This is a genomic window from Tropicimonas sp. IMCC6043 (genome assembly GCF_004146235.1).
GTDB lineage: Bacteria > Pseudomonadota > Alphaproteobacteria > Rhodobacterales > Rhodobacteraceae > Tropicimonas.
Genome location: NZ_SELO01000037.1, coordinates 1 through 17,016, shown reverse-complemented (window position 1 = coordinate 17,016; position 17,016 = coordinate 1). Strand labels below are relative to the sequence as shown.

The following is a 17,016-nucleotide window of genomic DNA, read 5'->3' as shown; positions in this document are numbered from 1 at the left end:
ACCATGTCGGATCGGCGTTTCAATCAGTGCGAGCAAGGCACTATGTCACCGGACGCGACTTCCATCTACGCAACGATCGCAACGCATTCCTTTCCCTTCTGGGTGACGGTCGTCGCGTTCTTCATTGCCCTGCCGGCGATCGCGCTCCTGGGTCACCGAACGGGGATCCTGGAGTATCGGCACCGCAATCCCTCGGAGCCCGACCGCGGTCTTCCGGGCGAGACGTCCCTGGGCGCGCTTCTCGCATTGCTCGGATTGCTCCTCGGCTTTACTTTCAGCGCCGCGCTTCATTGGCGGGAAGATCGGGCCACGGCCGTGGTCGAAGAGGCGGCGGCCATCGGCACGGCGTTCCTGAGAGCCGATCTTCTGCCGGACGGTGCGGGCCGTCCTTTGCAGGAGGCCCTTCTCGCCTATGCGCGCACCCGTGTCGTCCCGGCGGGCGTCACTCCAGACAGGGCCGAGGTCGAAACCTTCGTCGTGAAGTCGCTCGAGGCGCAGGCCGCCCTCTGGCCTGCGCTCAAGGCTGGTCTCGGCCCCGACACCCCGGCAGCATTGCAGGTGAACGTGTCGGGCGGCGTTACCGAAGTGCTCGACGCGCATACGCGACGTGCCGCGGCGGCATCCAAGACGATCTCCTCGTCTACACAGGCATTTCTCTTGCTCGTGACCGCCGCGGGCGTGTTCGTCGTGGGAAATCGTTCGGCCCTCCGCGGCCGGCGGCTCAGTTGGCGGACGTTCTTGTTCTCGATCGTTCTCGCGTCCGTCCTCGTCCTCATCGAGGACCTAGACCGACCGACAGATGGCTTCACCACGGTGCCGCAAGGCGCACTTGTTGCCGTCGTGGCAGATATGGAAGCCGCACTCCGGTAGGATGAATCCGCCCCCAGCCAGGCTAAAGTCGCCTGACCACGGCATTCAACGGATGCTTCCACTTCTTCTTGGCGGTGATATTCATCGAGAACGCCAGCTTCTGCACGCAAAGACCGAGCAATGATCGATATTGACCACGAAAATTCTCTTCCTAGATTCCCGCCGGAGCGGAAAGGACGTATCGCCGTGCTCACACGCTCCGTGATCACGCTTCTTCGCTCGGCACTTGTTCTATCACTCTGTTGGCAACTGCTAGCCTGCTCTTCCGGCACAACCAGCTACAGCAAGACCGTCACGCGAGCACCCACCGATACCGGCAACACGTTTCTCGCCCGACGGTCTGATGCCCTCGGAAATCCCCATGACGGGCGTTCGGGGATCCGCCTCGTGACTGATGGACCCGAGGCATTGGCGCTCAGGCTCGTGTTGTCCGAAAAGGCCCAACGCACGATAGATGCTCAATATTACCTTCTCCACAACGATTCCGCGGGACACCTGTTTGCCTGGAAACTGCTTCAGGCTGCCGATCGCGGTGTACGGGTGCGGCTCCTGCTGGACGACATGGACGCCGCCGATTACGACGCGATGACCGCTGCGCTGGACCGGCACCCCAATATTGAAGTTCGCCTGTTCAACCCATTCCGAAGGGGATTGGGAAAGAACGTGGCTGCCCTGTTCGAGTTCGAGCGCGTCAATCGACGCATGCATAACAAGTCGATGACGTTTGATACCGAAGTCACGCTCGTCGGGGGAAGAAACATCGGGAACGAGTATTTCGGAGCGCGCGAAGACAGTAATTACAATGACTTTGATGTTCTTGGCGCTGGCCCCATAGCGCGTGAGGTTTCACAGACTTTCGATGCGTATTGGAACAGCGAGTCCGCCGTGCCTGCGCGCGTCGTAATCGGAGACCGGGCCGGAGGTCTTTCCCTGGAGGAGGCACGCACCCGTCTCGCCGCGCTGGCCGCAAACGCTCGCAAAACACCTTATGGAGACGCCTTGGACCATGCCATTCGGGATCGAGTGTCCCACAAGGACCTCGGCTTGCAATGGGTTCCTGCAAGGCTGGTTGCTGATCCTCCGGAAAAGGCCTCCGGCGATGCAAACGTCAGCGGCTTTGTCGCCTCTGTCATGCTGCCCTACCTGAAGAGCGCCAAGTCGGATCTTTACGTTTCTTCGGCCTATTTCGTCCCGCGAAAGAGAGGCGTGAGCCTCTTGTCTGATATCAGTGCCCGCGGCGTGAATGTTTCCGTGCTGACCAACTCCCTGGACTCCACGGACGTGGTTCCGGTCTACGGACACTATGCGCGCGATCGCGAGGCGATGCTGAAGGCCGGAATTGCGTTGTGGGAACTGCGTCCTGACGGCTCGCGGAAAGATCGCGAAACGCTGGGCCTCGGGCTGTCGCAATCGTCTCTGCACACCAAGGCGTTCGCAATCGACCAGAGATACCTTTTCGTCGGATCTTTCAACTGGGACCCACGTTCGGTCTGGATCAACAACGAGATGGGAGTCCTGATCGACTCAAGGCGCCTTGCGAAGGGGGCCGTGCAATTGTTCCGGGACAACATTCGTGCGAATGCCTACGAACTCCGCCTCGACGAGACTGGCGGGATCGACTGGCTTTCTCGTCGCGAAGACGGAACCCTGGTCGTCTACAAACAGGAACCTGCGCACTCCGCCTGGCGCGTGTTCATGAGCCGCATATACGGGATTCTTCCGATCGGCAGCCAACTTTAGGAAAAGCGGTGATCGCCGGTAGGACCCATGTTCAATTATCCGAAGGAGATCACTTGTCGCCTTAGCGAGTTCAAATGGTTGCCGACAGGGGACGGTCCTGCGACGTGCTTCCCGGTCAGAAACGGATGTTCCAGACCAGCACCGGTCCGCTTTGATAGTATTCGGTCATCAGATCTTCGTCCGGCAGGTCCCATTCCATGTGCCGATACCCGAACACGACGTCCTGCCGTCCGAAATTGTAACCGATCCCAACATAGGCCTGCCATGTCAGGTCGGAATTGCCGGCGCCGACATCCGCCAGGTAAGACATGAACCAGTTCTCGTTGAACGCCGCCCGGCCTGCCACACCGACGACCGCATCCCAGTAATCGTCGTCGCTGTCGGCCTTGAAGGAGAGGTTGTTCAGATCCAGCTTCAGATCACTCTGAAGGCGAAGATAGCGCGCCCCAAGCGTGCCGTAGAGCGCGTAGCTGTCGGTTCCGACCAGCTTGTAACCTCCACCGAAGGAGACGATCGTGGTCTTGACCTCCGCGTCGGCCACGGCCTTGACGTCAAAATCCACGCCGGGCGCCGGAGAAATCGTGAATTTCGAACTGCCGTCCTTGCCCAGACTGGCATAGGTGAGGTCGCCCCAGGTCATCCATAGACCCTGGTAGGCGTTGAGCCGGCCCATGAGGGCGACGTTCAGGTTGTCGACGATCTGATCGAAGCCGAGCGTGAAATCCTCCCCGAGGGCAGTTCCGCCGACCTCGGTGGCCCAAAGATACAATTGCAGTTCATAGGTCCATGCCGGGTCGATGGCTGAGTTGGCAGACATATCCTGGGCATCCGCCACTGCGCCGGCAGCGATGATACTTGTGGAGAGAGCGGCACCGAACTTGAACGTCATGGAGTTTTCCTTTCAATTCGGGACACCTCGCCGGAGCCTTGCGGCATCGACCTCAGGTAAGAGTGAAACGATAGACCTCGATCGGCAATAATGATCGATGACAAGTACGGAAACGCGGCGGCTTCGCGTCGGCGCGACCACAGGTTTCTCGGCATGCGTTAACTTGCTGCGCCGCCCACGAATGGCCGCAAAGCGAAAGCTGCGCGGCGGCATGATGGTTCCCGTCGAGTGGCCGGTGAGGGCCGGTTGCGATCGTTGTGAAGTCCGAAGTTAAGATCCGGACTAGTCGCCAAACCGGACCTCGTCGGAGAAGCCCCAAGGTTGGCTTTGCGCAGATTGCGACTGTCGCAGGCCGAGCATTCACCCAGACAAGTACTTCGAGTCCCACCACGTCTCACACGGGTCTCTTTATGACCGATTCGCCTACTTTGCGGGTCTCTCGGCACGATCGCCGACGCCACGTCTGGAGAACCAGCGATTTGGTGAGCAAGTGGTGAGCAAAAAAACAGCTTACGAGCGCCGTTGCGGGCGCGTCCGTAAGTGTTGGTTTTTATAATGATTTTTTGTTTCGGGGGCTTGCAACCAGCGTTGCCGAACTGAGTTGGCGTGCCGCCTCCAACCCACTCATAGACTGACGTGATCGTCGAAAGCGGACTTTGGTATCTACGTTGTGAGGGGCGAGAGCGAACCGCCAATTAAGGAAATTCCGCATGCGCAGCATCTGACGACAAGGGCGGGATGCAGACGTTCGCTGCGACTGCAGAGCCCTCGTCACCTTGCCACGAAAACAGACAAAGGTCCTCGTTAAGTGGATCGCTAAACGGTGTAGGCTCTCCACCGGACTACGCCCCCACGGCTTTTTCTGCTGAGAGCGACGATATCGATACCCGAGACTCGACCCTAACCTTCAGGCAACGGTTTCTTGGTCGGCAACGTTGCCTGAAATCGACGTTTCTCCTTCGGCCAACCTGCCTTCAGGAAAGACAGGATATGTGCGATCTCGGGGTCCGAAAGAACTCCTTCGAAGGCTGGCATGTCGCTTTCATAGCCGGGCACAACGGCTATGATCCCGAACTTCGTCATGGCGAAGAGATCCGCGTCCGTATGCGTGAAGGAATGCCCTGTTCCGTCTTGGGGTGGGGCGGGCATCCGACCTGTCTCCAGACGACGGCGCCAGTCCGGCTGCCCCTCCCGGTTCTCGCCGTGGCAGCTCGCGCAGTTCTCGGCATAAAGCGCCTCCCCGCTTTCGATCTGTGCCGGGGTCACCGGTTCGCCGAGGAAGCTCAGGCCCGTCGTCTCGGCGATGGCGGCGCCCGTAAGCGCCGCCGCCGTCATGCCGAAGCAGACCGCCAGGAATCCACCCCGACACCGGAGGTGCGGGAACGCACCTCCTTGTCCGCACCGCCTACTCATTCGAGTAAACCGCCACGCCCGTCGGCGCATAGGAATACACCTTGAGAGTGCCGTATTTGTCCGGCGCCATACCTGGCGAATTTTGTGGCATGCCGGGCAGGACGAGGCCGGAAATCGCCGGTCGTTCGGCGAGCACGCGGTCGATGATCTCGGCCGGGATATGGCCATGGATGCCGTAGCCTCCGACCTCGGCGTGGTGGCAGGACAAGCCGCGCTCGGGCACGCCGGCGGCGATGGCCCGGGCCGCCACATCCCGTTCCTCGATGATGGTCACGTCGTAGCCCTTCTGTCCCATGTAATCCGCCCAGGCGGAACAGCAGCCGCAGCTGGGGTCGCGGTACACGGTGATCGCCTCACCGGCGAAAGCGGGGGAAGCGGCGAGGAAGGCGAGTGCGAGAGTGAACTTTTTCATGGGAATCTCCTTCAGAGGAACGCGCTTGCGGCCCAGGTCTTGCCGCCGTCGCGGCTCAGGGTGAGGCCGCGCTTCGTGGCGGCGACGAGTGAAAGGGGTGCGGCCGGGTTGACCGCGAGCGCGACCGCGTCGAGGTCGCTGACCCTTTTCCAGATGACGCCGGCGTCCGTGGTGGTCCAGATACCGGAGGGCAAGGCGGCGTAGAGCCTGTCAGGCGACGCCGCAGGTGACACCAGCGCGCGCACCGGCTCACCTTCGGGCAACGGCGCCACTTCCGGTTCTTTCCCACCCTCGATCAGTGCGTCGAGCGCATTGCCGGGCTGCACGTCCTGCCAGCGGCAGAAACAGTCGGGCACGCGCTGCAGACCGGCCGTGGTCCCGGCATAGAGCCAGATGCCGCCCATGCCGCTCGCAACGTCGACCGAGGCGAGTGAAAGAACGTCCCGCTCGGCCTCGGCGATAAACGGTCGGTCCATGACGAACTCCCAGGTCTCACCGGCATCCTCGCTGCGCCAGAGCCCGTCGCCGGAAATGGCCGCATAGAGCGTGCCAGGTAGTTTCGCTGCCACAGCGAGCGCATCGATGGACGCCGCCGGCAGCCCCGATCCGGCCACGCGCCAGTTTTCTCCGGCATTCTCCGAGACGGCGAGCCCGCCGCCGTTTAGCGCGGCAATCACGCGGTCCGGGCGCTCCGGATGGGCAGTCAACGCACTGAGCTGTTTGTCCGGCCCTGTTACGAAGCGCAAGGTTACGCCGCCATCTTCGCTCCTCCACAGGCCCTTTCCGGCGGCCAGCACCGTGTTGCCCGCAAAGGAGAGCGCGGCGATTTTGGGGTTCGACGCCGCGAGCAGCGGGCGCGCCGACCCGACGATCCAGGCTCCCGCGGCCGCGCTTAGGAAGGCGCGCCGGGAGACCCCGTGTGTCATTGATCTGGTCATTTTCCGTTTTCCGAGATTGGGACCGCAGGCCCTGAGTGGCCAGCAGTATGGTACTCGTCATCTACGCCGGTAGCCGGCGCGGAGAGTCAGATCGGAAAATGGGATCGCGGTGGCGATGTCGCGGGTGGGTCGGACCGCCCCGGCATGGCTGCCAGGCAAGCCGCCGGTTCCGTGACCTTTTCGACGTCGGCTTCCATTTCGAGGCTTGGGAGCACGGCGACGGTCAGCGACACGCAATCGCCGACGCAGCCGGCATCGTCGTCCGCGCCGTCACAGTCATCGCAGCCTGCCGGCGTGACGGAATGCAGGGCGTCCATCCCGACGGCCATCCCGCCGATGGACGCGGCCTGCCCCACCGACCCCAGCAGGAAGGCCGCGAGCACACCGATGCAGAAAAGGTTGAACAGGCGCGTCATGGACGGGAGTTTCGCTTCAGGTTGCGGAAATGTCGATGCGTCACGGAGGCAATTTGCCGTGAATGGCAACCGTCACACAATCGGCAACGTCACGGTGGCCGCCAGCCCGCCGCCCTCCCGGTTCCGCAGCGTGATGTCGCCGCCGTGGGACTGTACGATGGTCCGAGCGATCGACAGCCCCAGGCCTGTCCCGCCGGTGTCGCGGGAGCGTGAGGTTTCCAGCCGGACGAAGGGGTCGAACACATGCTCGACCTGTTCCTCCGGAATCCCCGGTCCGCGATCCTTCACGGCAATTCGCGCAACATCCCCGTCACACCAGACATGAAGCTCGGCCTGCCCGCCATAGCGGACGGCATTTTCGATCAGGTTCCGCAGGGCCCGGCGCATCGATGTCGGACGAAGCTGAACCCGGACCGTATCCGCAGAAGGCTGAACTGTGACCGCCCCCGCAGACGCGTCCATGTCGGCGACCAGAGAGGCGACAAGCTCCGAAAGGTCGACCGTCTCGACGGGTTCTGCATTGGAAACGCCGCGGGCGAAGGAGAGCGTGCTTTCGACCATTTCCTGCATCTCCTCGGTGGTGGCGATGATCCGTTCGCGCGTCTCGTCCTCATCGATCATCTCGGCCCGGACCCGCAGCGCCGTCAGCGGCGAGCGCAGGTCGTGGCTGAGCGCTGCCAGCAACCGCGTCCTGTCATCCACGAAGCGGCGGATTCGCTCCTGCATCTTGTTGAAGGCGCCAGTCAGGCTGCGCAATTCGTTCGGACCGGAGGGATCGATCATTTGCGCCTCGGCGCCCCGTCCGAATTCCTCGGCCGATCGGGCCAGTTCGCGCAGCGGGCCGGTCAGTTGCCCCAGAGCGACCCAGACCGTGGCGCCGATCAGGACAGCCGAAATGGCAAATGTCGCGATCGCCGTCCAGGCAATCTGGTAGGGCGGACGATGGAAACGGGTCAGCACGTTGAGCCAGGCGCCATTTTCCAGCGCGATGGAAATCTTCATTTCCACCGACGAGATCGGGACCGGCTGCATGGTGCGGTGCATCTGACCCATCTGGCCAGACATGCCCGGCATCGGCGGCGACCGGTTGTCGGCCTGGTGCAACTCCAGGCGAACCTCTGGCAAGGGGGGCGTTCCGATCTGCGCGGCGATCTGGCTGGCCAGAAGTGCCGTGCCATGATCCGCGTGATCGACGGCGGGTGCCGGCGCCAGCGAAAAGCGCACCAGCGGCGAGTCGGCCGCCCGCAGGATCGAGGGATGCAGATCCTCGGGAGCCTCGGCGATCAACCGGGCCACGTTCGCCGCGCGGCTGGCAGCCTCCTGCCCGAGCGCGGTGCGCAGCGCCATTTCGCGCTCGTCGGCGAAGAGCCAGGCAACCAGCGCCTGCGCCACCGCGAGGGTCAGCAGGATCAGCAGAAGCAACTGCCCCCGCAGTGATCCGGGCAGGAACCGTCTCATGTCTCGACCTTCACGTCGCTGGCAAAGCTGTAACCGCCGCCCCGGACGGTGGTGATCAGGCCGGGTCGGGCCGGGTCCTCTTCGATCTTCTTGCGCAGGCGGCTCACCTGGTTGTCGATGGTGCGGTCGAAGACATGGGCGGAACGGCCGGAGGTCAGCTCCAGCAACTGATCGCGGCTCAGAACGAAGCGCGGACGTTCAAGAAAGACTGTCAGCAGACGGAATTCCGCCGTTGTCAGGTGGACCTCGCGCCCGTCGGCATGACGCAGCTCCTGTCGGTCCGTGTCCAGCGTCCAGCCCGCGAAATGCACCCGGCGGCTGGACAGTGTGCCGGCATGCGGCTCCGCCCTGCCGCTGCGCCTTAGGATCGCCTTTATCCGCGCCAGCAACTCGCGCGGGTTGAAGGGCTTCGGCAGGTAGTCGTCCGCGCCCACCTCCAGCCCGATAATCCGGTCGGTATCGTCGCCAAGTGCCGTCAGCATGAGGATCGGGACGGCGCCATCTGCGCTGAGCCGGCGGCATACCGATATCCCGTCTTCGCCCGGCATCATCACGTCGAGCACGATCAGATCGAAGCGGCCGGTCTTGAGCTTCGCATCCATCTCCACGGCGTCCCGCGCCGTGCTGGCGCGCATGCCGTTGCGCTCCAGGTACCGGCTCACGGCATCGCGGATCTCACGGTGGTCATCGACGATAAGGATGTGCGGTGCGTCCGTCATGCCTCTCCAATAGCGCATCGACGCCGGCGCAGCGCCAGAAAATAGTCGCGGGATGTATCAGGGCGCCGCCGTTGCGACAAACCGATACAAATCTCTTCGCTTTCGGGATGATGCTGCGACATGCGTCTCCCAGATTGAGCTCATCAGAACGACGACACACAGGAGAAGTGGTCATGAAACGCTCAGGGAAACTCGCAATCGCAATCGCCGCCGTCACCGCGGTTGGCGCAGCCATCACCATTCCGGCGTTGGCCCACGGGCCGCAAGCCGGAGGTTGGATGCAGGGCCCGCAGGGTGGCCCCGGTGCAATGATGGGCGGCTGGCAGGGCGGTCCAAGCGCGAGGATGGGCAACTGGCAGGGTGGCCCCGGCCCGATGATGGGCGGCGTGCAAGGCGGGCCGGGCATGATGCGTGGCCCGGGCGGCTATGGCGGAATGGGACCGGCCATGATGGGTGATCCGGACTTCATGGAACACATGATGGAGATGCACAGCCAGATGGGCGGCTTTGGCGGCCCCGGCATGATGGGCGGGTCGTTTGGCCCGCGCACGATGGGTGGCCCCGGTGGTCCCGGCATGATGGGCGCCTTGTTCGGCGACCTGGACGCCGATGGTGACGGCACGGTCACAACCGACGAAGCCCGCGACGGCATGCAGGCCGCGCTGGCAGAATACGACGGCAACGGCGACGGCACGCTCTCGCTGGTCGAGTTCGAGGCGCTGCACGGCAGCACGATCCGCCCGATGATGGTGGACCGCTTCCAGGCCCTCGACGCGGATGGCGACGGTCAGGTGACGCAGGAGGAATTCACGGCGCCCGCCGACTGGATGTCCCAGATGCAGGCCCGCCGCGCCACTTTCTGGCAGGACTGCCCATGGCTGCAGGATAGCGGCGATGCGGCCGAAGCCGAGGGCAACAACTGATCGACCTGACGGTCGGCCCGCACCCGGGCCGACCGTACCTCACCGCGGGAAAGGAGACAGACAATGACTCACGCCCTGACACGCAGCTTGCTGATCGTTGCCGCGATGGCGGTGCCGTCGCTCGCAATGGCCCACGGCCCGGGCCCCGGCAACGGACAGGCGCCCGGATGGACCGGCCAGCAGACCCCGCCCTGTACAACTTCCGGAGTGACGGTGCCGCCCTGCGGCACTGCTCTGGGCACCGGGGCATACGGACCGTGGGGCAACGGCATGCCGGGCCCGGCCGTCGGTCACGGCCCGCAGATGATGCAGGGCTTCGGCGGGGCTCCGCGCCAGGGTGGCGTCTGGGGGCCCGGGTTCCGGCATGGCCCCGGCATGAACTGGCGCAACTGAACCGGTAATGGAGCGCATCGCCATGCGGTGCGCTTGCGACGCGAAAGGACCTAACGATGATGGGTGGTTACCAACACGGCTGGGGAATGGGATTTAGCGGCGTCTGGATGATCCTTCTGATCATCGTGACGCTTCTGGCGATCCTCGCATTGGTCAAATACCTCTCCAAGTGACACGCCGCCAAGCCGGCAGGGAGGAGACTCGAAAGGCTGTACCCTCGAGGAGTTCTTCCCGAACGCCTGGCGACGTGACCAGATGGGTTCAGCGTCAGTGCCCGGTGTCGCTCCGCGGCGCCAGCCAGCGGGAAAGATACAGGCGTTCAAACGCGAACACGGCCGCAATGGCGACGGCGGCAACGGTCACGATTATCGGATCGCTTTGCCATTTCATTGCTGCAAAGGCCGCCAATACGATCGCGTCGAAGGCAAGCGCCAGCAACAGGACCAATGCAGCAGCGTCGATCTCCTGCCGGCGATATCGAAAGACGCCCCAATGGATGATCATGTCCATCACAAGATAGAAGAAGGCCCCGAGCGAGGCGATGCGGCTCAGGTCGAAGAATGCTGCCAGCGTCGCGGCGATCACGACGGTATAGACCAGCGTGTGCCGCTGGATCGTTCCGGACATGCCGAAATGGCTGTGCGGGATCATCTCCATGTCGGTCAGCATCGCCAGCATCCGTGACACGGCAAAGATGCTTGCGATCAGGCCCGAGGCGGTCGCGACGATTGCCAAGAGCACGGTCAGCAGAAAACCGGTTTGGCCGAGCGCGGGCTCGGCGGCCTCGGCCAGTGAATAGTCTCGAGCCGAGATGATCTCGTCGATCGTCAGGCTCGATCCCACGCCGAGCGCCACAAGCAGGTAGACGACGACGCAGAGCGCGATGGAAATCGTGATGGCGCGGCCGACATTGCGGTGGGGATCGGTAATCTCGGAGCCCGAATTGGTAATAGTGGTGAATCCCTTGAACGCGAGGATCGCGAGCGCCACCGAAGCGGTAAAGCCCAGCGGGCCAAAATTCTGTCCCGCCTCCGAAGCAGTGGCGAAGCCAAGCCCGCTCGACCAGAGCGCCGCGACTCCGAAAAGTGCGATACCTCCGATTTTGACGACCGCCATGACCTGCGACATCAGCCCGACCGACCGGTTGCCGGAAATGTTGACGAGGAAAGCGAACAATATCACCGCAACGGCTAGGATGGGCACCAGCGGCCCGCCGTCGATGTCGAAAGGCCGCAGCGCGTAGGTGGCAAAGGTCCGGGCGACGAGGCTCTCGGCGATGACCATGCTCAGCGCCATCAGCAGCGCGGCCCCGGCGGAGATCGCGCCCTTGCCGTAGCATTTCTGGAGGATCATTGCGATTCCGCCGGAAGACGGCCAGGCATTCGACATCTTGACGTAGCTATAGGCGCTGAACGCCGTGACGATGGCCCCGGCGACGAAGGCATGCGGGAACAAGGGACCCGCCAATTCGGCGATCTGGCCTGTCAGGGCAAAGATGCCAGCGCCGATCATCACGCCGGTTCCCATCGCCACGGCACCGCCGAGGGTAATGGATCCCTGCTCGTAGTCGTCGCGCCTGTCGTCCTGCTGCATTCCGTATTCCTCTGACTTGGTTTTACTCATTGCGCCTCATAGATGCGCCGCTTTGCACCGTGTCGATGCGGCTTCGGTCAGACGTCCGCGCGGCGCAGTCGGAGCGAGTTCAGCACCACCGAGATCGACGAGGCGCTCATCGCGAAGGCGGCGAACATCGGACTGATCAGGATGCCGAGAAACGGGAACAGGATGCCCGCCGCAATCGGCACTCCGGCCGCGTTGTAGACCAGCGCGAAGAACAAGTTCTGCCGTATGTTGCGCATCGTGGCATGGGCGAGCCGCCGCGCCCGCACGACACCGTCGAGATTGCCTTGCACCAGGGTGAAACCCGCGCTCTCGATTGCCACGTCTGCGCCGGTGCCCATCGCGATTCCGACATCGGCCTGCGCCAGCGCGGGCGCGTCATTCACCCCGTCGCCGGCCATCGCCACCTTGTGCCCGGCATCCTGAAGCTCGCGGATGATCGCCGCCTTGTCCTTCGGCAGAACCTCAGCGCGGATCTCGTCGATCCCAAGCTGTCCCGCGACCGCTTTCGCCGTCCGCTCGTTGTCGCCGGTGGCCATGATGATGCGGAAGCCGAGTTCGTGGAGCCTCTGGAGCGCGTCGGGTGTCGTTTCCTTGACCGGGTCGGCAACACTGACCAGCCCAGCGACCGCGCCATCGACCACGACGAACATCACGGTCTCACCTTCGTCACGCCGGGCATCGGCCTGTTCCGAAAGCCCGCCGCCGTTCAGACCCAACTCCTCAATCATCCGGGAATTGCCAAGCGCGACCAGCCGGTCATCGACCGTGCCTTTCACTCCCATGCCGGTTATCGCTTCGAAATCGTCTGCATCAGCAAGCTTAACGTCTCGCTCGGCGGCACCGCGCACAATCGCATCGGCCAGCGGATGCTCGGACCCGCGTTCCAGGGACGCCGCAAGGCGCAAGAGTTCGGACTCGTTATGCCCCTCTTCAGGATAGACTCCGACCAGCCGCGGCTTGCCCTCGGTCAAGGTCCCGGTCTTGTCCACGATCAGCGTGTCGATCTTTTCGAAACGCTCCAGCGCCTCGGCATTCTTGATCAGCACGCCAGCCTGCGCTCCCCGCCCCGTTGCCGTCATGATCGACATCGGCGTGGCGAGCCCGAGCGCACAAGGGCACGCAATGATCAGGACGGAGACAGCCGAGATCAGCGCGTAGGAGAGTGCCGGCGCCGGCCCCCAGATTGCCCAGCCGATGAAGGCGAGCGCAGCGATCCCGATCACCGCAGGAACGAACCATCCCGACACCTTGTCGGCATATTTCTGAACCGGGGCGCGGCTGCGTTGAGCCTGCGCCACCATCTCGACAATCTGACTCAGCACGGTGTCGGCGCCCACGCGCTCTGCCTCGATCACCAGGCTGCCGGTGCCATTGATGGTCGCGCCCGTCACTGAGTCTCCCACGACCTTCTCTACTGGGACTGGCTCGCCGCTGATCATGCTCTCGTCGACCGACGAGCGCCCGTCGACCACCGTCCCATCCACCGGCACCTTGTCGCCGGGCCGGACGCGGATCCGGTCCCCGACCTGGACCTCTTCCAGCGCGATCTCCTCCTCGTCGCCCCCGTCCCGAATAACAAGCGCGGTCTTTGCCGCCATGTCGAGCAGCGCCCGGATTGCCTTTCCCGTCCCTTCCCGGGCGCGCAGCTCCATGAGCTGGCCCAGCAGCACAAGCACGACGATCATCGCCGCGGCTTCGAAATAGACGGCGACATGCCCATCGGCATCGCGGAACCCGTCTGGAAAGATGCCGGGCGCCATCACCGCCACCGTGCTGAAGATCCAGGCTGCCGAGACGCCCATCGCGATCAGGGAGAACATATTCAGGTTCATCGAGCGAAAGGAGTTCCAGCCGCGTACCAGGAAGGGCCAGCCGCTCCAGAATACCACCGTCGTGCCAAGCGTAAGCTCGGCCCACAACGCGGCGCGCTCGCCAACCGCCGCCCGGATGCCGCCCAGACCCACCATCGGGCCCATCGCCAAAAGGAGCAACGGCACCGTCAGAGCTGCGCCAACCCAGAAACGCCGGGTGAAATCGACAAGCTCAGGGTTTGGGCCAGTGTCCTCCGCAGTCGCTGTTTCCAGCTCAAGCCCCATGCCACAGATCGGGCAGGAGCCGCGTTCGGTTTGCCGAACCTGAGGGTGCATCGGGCATGTGTAGATCGGTCCGGAATGGCCATCTGGAACATTGTCGTAGCTTATGCCGGTGGCGTCGGCAGCATGGCCCCGGTGATCCGAGTACCCGCTTGCCGACCTTTCAAGCACCAGCGTCATTCCACACTTCGGGCAATCGCCGGGCGACTCTTGCCGAACGTCAGGATGCATCTGGCAAACATATTCAGCCGCAGCGATCGCCCGTTCCTTCAGTGTTTCCATATGGCGAACTCCTGTTTTTGCGCTCCACCGCTAGGACGCGCACCTCGTTCATCAAAATGCGACGTGCAGGGCCTTCGGAGCACCGAACTGGCGTACCAATGCGATCATTGCGCAACGCCCTCACGCATTTACGTAAAAGAAACGCTCACAGCGTCAGAATGTTCAATCTGGGCTTTCCAGTTGGTGGGAGGTCAAGCATTGAGGAATCACCATTTCGTTGCGCCCTCTCCGTTGACCCTCCAGTGCTGAAATGTCGACAATTTTTCTCTGCATTGCGGCATCGCATCGGCATTCCTGATGGCGGGTGGTGTCAGACAGATTCGAACCAGTCTACGCAAGGGCAGGACCGCTGTCCCTTATGCCGCACCTAGTTGACGCCACTCGGCGAGAGCAGCGGCGCGGTTCTTCTTGAAGTTGGCTCTGGGGGAGAAGCTGCGCTCCGAGTTGAAATGGTTGAAGACCGAGGCGTGGACGGATGCGAACATCTGTAAACTTCGCATCCGCCGGAACCGTTGCATCGCCCGTTCTCGTCGTCGGAATGGCAGGTGCGAGTTCTCCGCCCGATTGTTGAGCCAGCGCCCAGTTTCCCGCCGGTCCACCGCGCCGACCTCCTTCAAAGCGGCGCCATACGAACGAAGCTTATCTGTTACGAAGACGTGCGGCCGACCGTAGCGCTTCATTGTTTTCTTTAGGAATTTCAATGCCGCCTTCTTGTCCCGTGCCTTCGTCACAAAGCTCTCCAGGACCTCACCTTCGTGGTCGACGGCCCGCCACAGATAGTGCCGCTCGCCGTTTATCTTCACGAACATTTCGTCGAGATGCCATTGCCACTGCGGCCCTGAACGCAGCCGCTCGGCGCGCTTCCTTCGGATCTCGGAGGCGAACATCGGGCCGAAACGCTGCCACCAGAAGCGGACGGATTCATGGCTGATGTCGATACCGCGCTCGTGCAGCAGGTCTTCGACGTTCCGCAGCGACAAGGGGAAGCGTACGTAGAGCATCACCGCCAGGCGGATGATCTCAGGGCTGGTCTTGAAGTATTTGAACGGGTCGCGTTTGGTCATCCGGGGACGCTACTCAGCCCCCTGCCCCATCTCAAGCTACGTTCTTCTGACACCACCATGGTGGGTGATGAGGGATTTGAACCCCCGACATCTTCGATGTGAACGAAGCGCTCTACCACTGAGCTAATCACCCGGTGCCGCGCGTCTTAGCGCTCCCTCCGGCGCTCTGCAAGGGTTTCGCCCCTCTGCGATCGAAGATGAAACTCCACTATTTCCTAGGTTACCAAGGGCTGTCCTCAGGTGGTTCGTATGCGACCCTTACTGTAAGGGTAAGCGCGAGGTCTACCTTACATATCCTTCTCGGGTCGGAACAATCGGGAATGCCGCAGCATCTTGTGTTTCAAAAGGCTGCGATCACGACATATAGGAATCTGCCGTCACGCAAAATCCACTATGCGTTTATCCCAAGCACGCGATAGATGGAGCGTTCGGAGATTCCCAACTCCCTCGCAGCGGCACGCTTGCTTGCCCCGCCTTCGAGTAGTGCCGGACTTCATTCCTCTTCATCCTGGCGCTGGGTTTCCGCCCCTTGTATTTCCCCTCGGCCTTCGCCTTGGCGATGCCTTCCCGCTGCCGTTCCAGCATCATCTCACGCTCGAACTGAGCCACCGAACCGATGACGTTCAGCATCAGCTTGCCGGTTGCCGGTTGCCGTCGAAGTATCGAGGTTCAAATCTAGGATGCGAAGGCTGACGTTCCGTGCCTCCAAGGTATCGACGATCTCGCCAAGATGCCGAACAGACCGAGCAAGTCGGTCCAGCTTCGTGACGATCAGGGTATCGCCCTCTCGGGCATAGCCCAGCGCCTCCTGAAGGCCGCTCCGGTGGGCAACTGAGCTTACCTGCTCCTGCCACACCTTCTCGCATCCAGCGGCCTCTAGGGCGGCTCTCTGAGTCTCTATGGACGCCTTCTGTTCGAGGGTCGACGTGCGTGCGTATCCGAGCAACATGGTTGCTTCCTCCGTGTCTGCCAGTGATGTCTAGGGGGTTGAGGAGATGCAATCTCATTCAGCCGACAAGCCGATACCCACAGCAGACGGACAGTCAGGACCATTTCTCTACGGTATCTCAGTCTCGGCGTGCTCTGAATAAGGGACAGCAGGTGTTGAGCTTCCTTTCGGGTAACTGGCCGAAGATTCTTGGCTCTTGGGTCCGCAGCCTTCCTCTGTCCGGGAACACGCCGAAGGAGGCCTGAGAATGGATTGCGAGCGTCACCATCAACAAGGCCCCAATAGTCCAGAACAGACCAGTAAGATGCCAGACAAGCCAGATACCGCTTAACGGTTGCCTGAGACAACAATACCTTCGTCCTGTCCGAAGGGACCGTCCTCAGGTGTTCGAGGTAACCCAGCGCTAAGGACCTATCGATCCGTTCCACTGGGCAGTTTCCTGCGAATGCCTCGAAGGATCGCAGAATTGCGCTATACTGTTGGCGTGCCGAACCGCTTAGCCCGGTGCTTTCCGCTATCCAGCGCTGGGCTGTGTCATGGATGACTTGCCCCTTCGGGTCTCTTGTCCGCGTTTGAGGGAGCGTTTCGACCGGCGCGAATAGATCACGTTTGATCTCTCCCAGCACTTCGTCTCTCCGATCTAAGGCCTCCCTCAGGTCGGACGTTCCGAGACCTCTAACGATCTCTTTCTTTCCAACCAGTGATCGGTGTCAACGGCGGTGCGATTTCCTGCCAGAGGGCAGCACAAAATCCGGCCAGTTCCAGCGTGATCGGCGCCCCGGCAGACGCGCTCCCTATGTAGCTGGCGGTTGCCGGGGCGCCTTGGTCCGCGAG

The 17,016-nt window shown here is 62.5% G+C and carries 14 protein-coding genes, 1 tRNA gene and 1 pseudogene; 4 read left to right on the top strand and 12 right to left on the bottom strand.

Annotated elements, in window-relative coordinates:
* Nucleotides 1-42 precede the first annotated feature (42 nt).
* Nucleotides 43-870 carry a hypothetical protein gene (locus tag EU800_RS21135; protein WP_129635473.1) on the top strand — a complete coding sequence of 276 codons (828 nt, stop codon included), beginning with the start codon at nt 43-45 and terminating at the stop codon, nt 868-870.
* A gap of 120 nt (nt 871-990) precedes the next feature.
* Nucleotides 991-2,610, top strand: a complete 1,620-nt coding sequence (locus tag EU800_RS21130; RefSeq protein ID WP_129635471.1) for a phospholipase D family protein — start codon at nt 991-993, stop codon at nt 2,608-2,610.
* A gap of 115 nt (nt 2,611-2,725) precedes the next feature.
* Here EU800_RS21130 and EU800_RS21125 read toward each other — a convergent pair whose 3' ends face one another.
* The 7 genes from EU800_RS21125 to EU800_RS21095 form a co-directional block, all read right to left on the bottom strand.
* A complete protein-coding gene (locus EU800_RS21125) occupies nt 2,726-3,499 on the bottom strand; it encodes a hypothetical protein (protein ID WP_129635469.1) in 774 nt (257 codons plus the stop codon).
* A gap of 900 nt (nt 3,500-4,399) precedes the next feature.
* The gene (locus EU800_RS21120; protein ID WP_129635467.1) at nt 4,400-4,834 is read right to left on the bottom strand and encodes a cytochrome c; all 435 of its coding nucleotides are present in this window, start codon (nt 4,832-4,834) and stop codon (nt 4,400-4,402) included.
* 70 nt (nt 4,835-4,904) lie between these two features.
* On the bottom strand, nt 4,905-5,324 hold the full coding sequence (locus EU800_RS21115; protein WP_129635465.1) for a DUF411 domain-containing protein: 420 nt from the start codon (nt 5,322-5,324) through the stop codon (nt 4,905-4,907).
* 11 nt (nt 5,325-5,335) lie between these two features.
* Entirely contained in the window at nt 5,336-6,262 is a 927-nt protein-coding gene (locus EU800_RS21110; protein ID WP_129635463.1) for a hypothetical protein, read from the bottom strand.
* A gap of 86 nt (nt 6,263-6,348) precedes the next feature.
* On the bottom strand, nt 6,349-6,678 hold the full coding sequence (locus EU800_RS21105; RefSeq protein WP_129635461.1) for a hypothetical protein: 330 nt from the start codon (nt 6,676-6,678) through the stop codon (nt 6,349-6,351).
* A gap of 72 nt (nt 6,679-6,750) precedes the next feature.
* A complete protein-coding gene (locus EU800_RS21100) occupies nt 6,751-8,136 on the bottom strand; it encodes an ATP-binding protein (RefSeq protein ID WP_129635459.1) in 1,386 nt (461 codons plus the stop codon).
* Nucleotides 8,133-8,855, bottom strand: a complete 723-nt coding sequence (locus EU800_RS21095; RefSeq protein WP_129635457.1) for a response regulator — start codon at nt 8,853-8,855, stop codon at nt 8,133-8,135. Before EU800_RS21095 ends, EU800_RS21100 begins: the two co-directional genes overlap by 4 nt.
* A gap of 173 nt (nt 8,856-9,028) precedes the next feature.
* Here EU800_RS21095 and EU800_RS27625 point away from each other — a divergent pair, with 173 nt between their 5' ends.
* Entirely contained in the window at nt 9,029-9,778 is a 750-nt protein-coding gene (locus tag EU800_RS27625) for an EF-hand domain-containing protein (protein ID WP_242500665.1), read from the top strand.
* A 63-nt stretch (nt 9,779-9,841) separates the two neighbouring features.
* Nucleotides 9,842-10,171 carry a hypothetical protein gene (locus EU800_RS21085; protein ID WP_129635454.1) on the top strand — a complete coding sequence of 110 codons (330 nt, stop codon included), beginning with the start codon at nt 9,842-9,844 and terminating at the stop codon, nt 10,169-10,171.
* Between the two features lie 267 nt (nt 10,172-10,438).
* Here the strand turns inward: EU800_RS21085 and EU800_RS21080 are convergent, their stop codons facing one another.
* From EU800_RS21080 to EU800_RS21060, 5 genes and pseudogenes are all read right to left on the bottom strand, one after another.
* Nucleotides 10,439-11,764 (bottom strand): APC family permease, encoded by a 1,326-nt coding sequence (locus EU800_RS21080; RefSeq protein WP_129635512.1) that lies wholly within the window; start codon nt 11,762-11,764, stop codon nt 10,439-10,441.
* Between the two features lie 77 nt (nt 11,765-11,841).
* On the bottom strand, nt 11,842-14,169 hold the full coding sequence (locus EU800_RS21075) for a copper-translocating P-type ATPase (protein WP_242500664.1): 2,328 nt from the start codon (nt 14,167-14,169) through the stop codon (nt 11,842-11,844).
* Between the two features lie 356 nt (nt 14,170-14,525).
* On the bottom strand, nt 14,526-15,233 hold the full coding sequence (locus EU800_RS21070; protein ID WP_129635449.1) for an IS6 family transposase: 708 nt from the start codon (nt 15,231-15,233) through the stop codon (nt 14,526-14,528).
* 58 nt (nt 15,234-15,291) lie between these two features.
* Nucleotides 15,292-15,366: transfer RNA gene (locus EU800_RS21065), tRNA-Val, on the bottom strand.
* A 258-nt stretch (nt 15,367-15,624) separates the two neighbouring features.
* Nucleotides 15,625-16,182, bottom strand: a pseudogene (locus EU800_RS21060) (recombinase family protein).
* Nucleotides 16,183-17,016 lie beyond the last annotated feature (834 nt).

Coding starts and splice junctions, on each gene's coding strand:
- EU800_RS21135 (WP_129635473.1), top strand. CDS start 43: ATGTCACCGGACGCGACTTCCATCTACGCAACGATCGCAACGCATTCC.
- EU800_RS21130 (WP_129635471.1), top strand. CDS start 991: ATGATCGATATTGACCACGAAAATTCTCTTCCTAGATTCCCGCCGGAG.
- EU800_RS21125 (WP_129635469.1), bottom strand. CDS start 3,499: ATGACGTTCAAGTTCGGTGCCGCTCTCTCCACAAGTATCATCGCTGCC.
- EU800_RS21120 (WP_129635467.1), bottom strand. CDS start 4,834: ATGACGGCGGCGGCGCTTACGGGCGCCGCCATCGCCGAGACGACGGGC.
- EU800_RS21115 (WP_129635465.1), bottom strand. CDS start 5,324: ATGAAAAAGTTCACTCTCGCACTCGCCTTCCTCGCCGCTTCCCCCGCT.
- EU800_RS21110 (WP_129635463.1), bottom strand. CDS start 6,262: ATGACCAGATCAATGACACACGGGGTCTCCCGGCGCGCCTTCCTAAGC.
- EU800_RS21105 (WP_129635461.1), bottom strand. CDS start 6,678: ATGACGCGCCTGTTCAACCTTTTCTGCATCGGTGTGCTCGCGGCCTTC.
- EU800_RS21100 (WP_129635459.1), bottom strand. CDS start 8,136: ATGAGACGGTTCCTGCCCGGATCACTGCGGGGGCAGTTGCTTCTGCTG.
- EU800_RS21095 (WP_129635457.1), bottom strand. CDS start 8,855: ATGACGGACGCACCGCACATCCTTATCGTCGATGACCACCGTGAGATC.
- EU800_RS27625 (WP_242500665.1), top strand. CDS start 9,029: ATGAAACGCTCAGGGAAACTCGCAATCGCAATCGCCGCCGTCACCGCG.
- EU800_RS21085 (WP_129635454.1), top strand. CDS start 9,842: ATGACTCACGCCCTGACACGCAGCTTGCTGATCGTTGCCGCGATGGCG.
- EU800_RS21080 (WP_129635512.1), bottom strand. CDS start 11,764: ATGCAGCAGGACGACAGGCGCGACGACTACGAGCAGGGATCCATTACC.
- EU800_RS21075 (WP_242500664.1), bottom strand. CDS start 14,169: ATGGAAACACTGAAGGAACGGGCGATCGCTGCGGCTGAATATGTTTGC.
- EU800_RS21070 (WP_129635449.1), bottom strand. CDS start 15,233: ATGACCAAACGCGACCCGTTCAAATACTTCAAGACCAGCCCTGAGATC.